This is a genomic window from Rhodococcus sp. DMU2021 (genome assembly GCF_019641445.1).
Lineage (GTDB): Bacteria > Actinomycetota > Actinomycetes > Mycobacteriales > Mycobacteriaceae > Rhodococcus > Rhodococcus pyridinivorans.
This window is the reverse complement of record NZ_JAIFKB010000059.1, coordinates 1-4,231: the sequence shown is the minus strand read 5'-3', so window position 1 is coordinate 4,231 and position 4,231 is coordinate 1. Positions and strand designations below refer to the sequence as shown.

Annotated in this window: 3 protein-coding genes; all 3 read right to left on the bottom strand. The window is 62.2% G+C overall.

What is annotated here, in order from left to right:
- A partial coding sequence (locus tag K3M35_RS25430; RefSeq protein WP_220667248.1) for a hypothetical protein occupies positions 1-275 on the bottom strand: 275 nt, incomplete at its 3' end.
- Between the two features lie 95 nt (positions 276-370).
- Positions 371-1,000 carry a hypothetical protein gene (locus tag K3M35_RS25425; protein WP_220667247.1) on the bottom strand — a complete coding sequence of 210 codons (630 nt, stop codon included), beginning with the start codon at positions 998-1,000 and terminating at the stop codon, positions 371-373.
- 2,257 nt (positions 1,001-3,257) lie between these two features.
- The gene (locus tag K3M35_RS25420; protein WP_019287437.1) at positions 3,258-3,515 is read right to left on the bottom strand and encodes a hypothetical protein; all 258 of its coding nucleotides are present in this window, start codon (positions 3,513-3,515) and stop codon (positions 3,258-3,260) included.
- Positions 3,516-4,231 lie beyond the last annotated feature (716 nt).

The following is a 4,231-nucleotide window of genomic DNA, read 5'->3' as shown; positions in this document are numbered from 1 at the left end:
TCCGCGGCCAGGCGCTCGAGGGTGCGCAACTGCCGCTCGGTTGCGGGATGCTCCCGCCAGGCCGGTTGTGCGGCGGCGACCTCGCGCACCGTCTGCTTGGGGACGGCCTCCGGGTCGATGCCCCAGGTGTGCAGCTCGGTGCGCAGCTGGTTTTCCTGCGCCCGCAGCTCACGCCAGCGTCCCCGCAGACGGTCGAGCCGTTCGGTCAGCGTGGTGACATGCTCGCTATTGGCCTCGATGCCACGCTCGAGACCACGTTCCTGCGCAGTCGCCAAGGCTCGATGCGCCGACTTGAGTGCACGTGCGACTGCCTTACCTTGTTTGCGCAGGTCAACCAGATCATCGCGGGTCTGCGCCCACTGTGCCTGGATCAGAACGGCAGATCCGGGTCCTCCGGCGGGTTGCGCCGCATCTCGTCCTCGATCAGCTCCGTCAGCTCCTCGGTCAGCCGGTCGCGGGAGGTCGCCGGCACCGGCTGGTTGTCCTCGATCCGCTGTGCGATCAGAGCTTCCGCCAGCGACAGGAACCATCCCGGCTTCGACACCCACACCCGCTCCACGACCCGCACCGCGGTCGGGTTCGGCCTGACGTTCTGCGTCCGCCACCGGTCGGGGTCCTGCGCTACCCGAGCCGCTTCCCAGTCCTTCTCGGCTTCCTGCTCGGCCCACTGCTCGAACTGCTCCCAGTCCTGTCGGATCTCGGGGGTCACCTGCGGATACAGTTCGTTCTCGAGCACCATCTCCCGTGCTGCCCGCCACGCCGTTTCCTTCGCGCGGACCGCGTCCTGGTACGTCGCGTCCGATGCCGGCGGGTTCGCCTGCTCGAACTGTTCGGCCGCGTCCTCGGTCAGCTGCTGCAGGCGCAGGGCCTGCCGGTCGATCCGTTCCTGCTCGGTCGCCGGATCGACGCCTAGCCACTCGGCCAGAATCCGCCTGGTCTCGGCCGCGATCGTCAGGTCGATCCCCTCGACCTGTGTCGTGAATTCCTCGCTCTGCGCCATTGCCCTGCCCTCCCTGATCCTCGGAACCGAATGCACCCTGCTGGGCGTTTTCGTCTGCCACGCGACCTCCTCGACTGCGCCCTTTCGGGCGTAGCGCCCTTCTCATCCGCAGGACTGTCGGGGATATTACAATAGTAATAGGAGAATCCGTTGCGGGGGAAAGCTCGGCTTCTCCAAGACTTATGCGGCCTTTCTGTTGGACGACGTCGCAGCAAGCGCTTCTGTGACGACCAGGCGCGCCGACCGGTAGTCCGCATGGCCATTGGCCCTGGCAGGAAATCGTCCGTATCGCATCCGAGCGCTTGCGTCCAGGGGGAGGGCCAGATTCGATGGGGGAGTCCTAGGGACGCCGTGCTTCTTACCGCGGCGGCTTCTCCACTCAAGTTCTTCGAGCCACCACCGATGCAGTTCACGGTCGACAAGGTGCCGATGAGCTCTCTGTGCTGCCACGCCTCTAACTCCGAGCGCGGCAGCCGCTCGGTCCATCTGTTGCGAATTTCTTGAAGTCGACAACTCCGGAAGCAGCCCCTTCTCATAGAGTTTTCCTACGATCCGGGACACTGTGCTCCGGGTGTAGCCGGTAAAGGACACAACCCAGGAAATCATGTCATTTCCGAGGGAAGCGGAAGTTGAGGTTTCCCCGAACTTGAGAACTGCCCAGTGGACACGAGCACCTGCACCACCGAGCCCTGCTCCATTCGACCAGACATCATGAGTGTGGTGATCCAACAGTTCTAGGGATAACCCCGAACAGGAGCCGGGGGCGGGTTCCCCTTGTGTTGCAGTAGAACACCGAATGTTCAGCTCCCAGGTGGAGGCTCGAGTCCCTGCTCCTGCTCGGACTCTGAAAATCCAGCCTTCCTGTGCAAGCACTCGCAGGCGTCGAGACACCGTGGAGGCATCAACGGCGGCTGCTTCGGCCAATCGGCGTACGTCTATGTCCAGCGTCCGCGTGCGGGCCGTACGGGCCAGGACGACTAGGGCATGCAGGATTCGTTCGTCGCTCGCTCCGCCGGCGCGTGCCCAACGGGTCGGGTCTGTTGTAATAGCGGCTTCGATTTGGTCGAGCTCGTCATCGATAACTTCGCGTTCGGTGACACTGGGCGGAGTAAACCGAGCGGCGGTATCGAGGGCGCGCCGCCACTGGCGGGCCGTCTCATCTCGTCCCCGGTCACGGTCTTCGCGTAAGCGGACAAGACCCGGGGCTGAACCGACAACTGCTTCGACATCTGCGAGGGTATGACCAGCTTTCGCCATCCCGAGCAGGATGCTGTGTGCGAGGGCCGATCTGTCGGTGCCTGGAGGGGGAGTCGTAGACAGAAGAGCGCTAGTTCGGGCGGTAAGTGGTCGGCGCGGGCGATCGAGATGCGGTCCGGCCTGGTCCTTGACAATGCGGACCATCTGAAGACGGGGGTCTCGCACATGAGATTCGGCGTGAGGATGCTGGGCGAGAAGCCATTGCACCACTTCGGGAGAAGCACCTGCATCCATGCGCACCAACGTGTCGAGCAGTGCTTTCCCACGAAGATGGGGGAGGGAACAGCCACCGTGACGATGGGGAGCGCCCGGAGGTCGCACCGCGCCAGTGGCGGAGTTGGTGAGCGGGGACGGATCGAGACTTGGGTAGTGCTGGCGTAATACGTGCGCTAGTCGGCGCACACTATCCGCAGAAGTGCCCGGTTCGGCGAGCCGGACCCATATGTGCTGGCCCTTTGTGGGACCGGAGACTGTCCGCAGATGTGCGACTCCCAGGTCATCGAGCACATTGCACAGGCGATCTGCATCACTGACGGCAGTCTCAGTACCGTGCCGACTGCTATCGAAGTCGAACGCGAGTAGCTGGAATCGTCGCTGTGTATCAGTGAGGTGAATAGCCCACGGCACGGCCGGTGCGGTCGCAGGCATCGCTGATGTGGCCAGGTAGTCATGCGTTTGCTGCACGTCGAGACGTACTCGGGATCGCGGTGACCATTTACGAGTACACACCTCGAACAAGCGCTCTATGAGACGCAGGTCACTTATCTGTGACGTGTTCGAACCGCAGCATTTAGTGGTTGTACTTAAATCGCTGGCGACACGCGGTGATTTGATTGAACCTTCTTCAGGGTGTGCGATACCCTGAGACCACTCAGGCAAGAGTGTCCCTTCGGGGAGGTAGAGGAACAAGAAGTTGGCGCTTCTCCTCTACGTGACTTATTTCGAAGCCCCTGGCCGGCACGCCGGGGGTTTCGTTTTTGTATAGGCCTGCTCTACGCGGTCAGGCGCTTCGTTGGATCTGGGTGTCCTCCTCTTCCTGCAGCCCTGCGGCGGTCAGGTCGGCGACTGTCGTCCCCATAGCGTCCGCAACGATCTCCATTAGCAGCGTGTTGGCGTTGAGCCCACGCCGTTCCGCTTCGGTATGAAGGAACCGACGCACGCTTGGGTGCACACGAAGGTTCATCTGCACAGGCGTATACGGCAGCGCGGGGCGGCCCACTCTGCGGCGACGGACACAATCGGACATGCCGACGATCATGACAGTTCGTCTTGTTCTTTCACTCTAGACACGCCGGACTTGCAGAAATTTTCTGCTACCTACGAAGTAGAGAGTTAGGTGCACGAGCTAAGCGTGCGCGGGCAGTGATCTTGCCATCGGACGCCGAAGCGACGGGAAACCGTCGAGTGGATGCTATGACAGTGCGTCATTGATACCAGATTCCACATCGAGGATTGCTGCGTATACCCGTCGCACGACAGCCTGTGTAGAACAGGTCCCAAGCGACATCACCGCAAGCCTGCGAGATTCCCTCGCAGCGAGAGTCCCGCAAATCTAGAGATAACAGCAAAGGCGCAGGTCACAGGATTGCCGATAACCTTCGTTATGTTAACTAGCAACGTTTCGGTGTTGCATGCGATGACCGATCCGCCTGTCCGTTCGTCGATATTCAGCGCGACGGCCGGTCCGACCCAGCCGCGGCCATGACTCCGCGAAGCCATCAGCGAGGGCGGCTTGAGCCACCGGTCCGATCACCGCGCATCCGCCGGCACTGAGGCGCAGCGACACGCGAATGCCGTGTCCGTTGCAGCAACGCCACACTGCCGAGGGCAACCGCGCCCATGCGCCACCATTGTCAGTTGAGTCCCCGATGATGGTGTAACGCGGTTGCCGGCCTCGTCGTAGTAGACGTGGAGCGGCCACCGCGTGATCTTCGAGTGAACCCTTCACAGCACTCTCGAACGGAGCATCACGGT

Excerpts from the sequence above, each read along its gene's own strand:
- K3M35_RS25425 (WP_220667247.1), bottom strand. The coding sequence starts at position 1,000 with ATGGCGCAGAGCGAGGAATTCACGACACAGGTCGAGGGGATCGACCTG.
- K3M35_RS25420 (WP_019287437.1), bottom strand. The coding sequence starts at position 3,515 with ATGATCGTCGGCATGTCCGATTGTGTCCGTCGCCGCAGAGTGGGCCGC.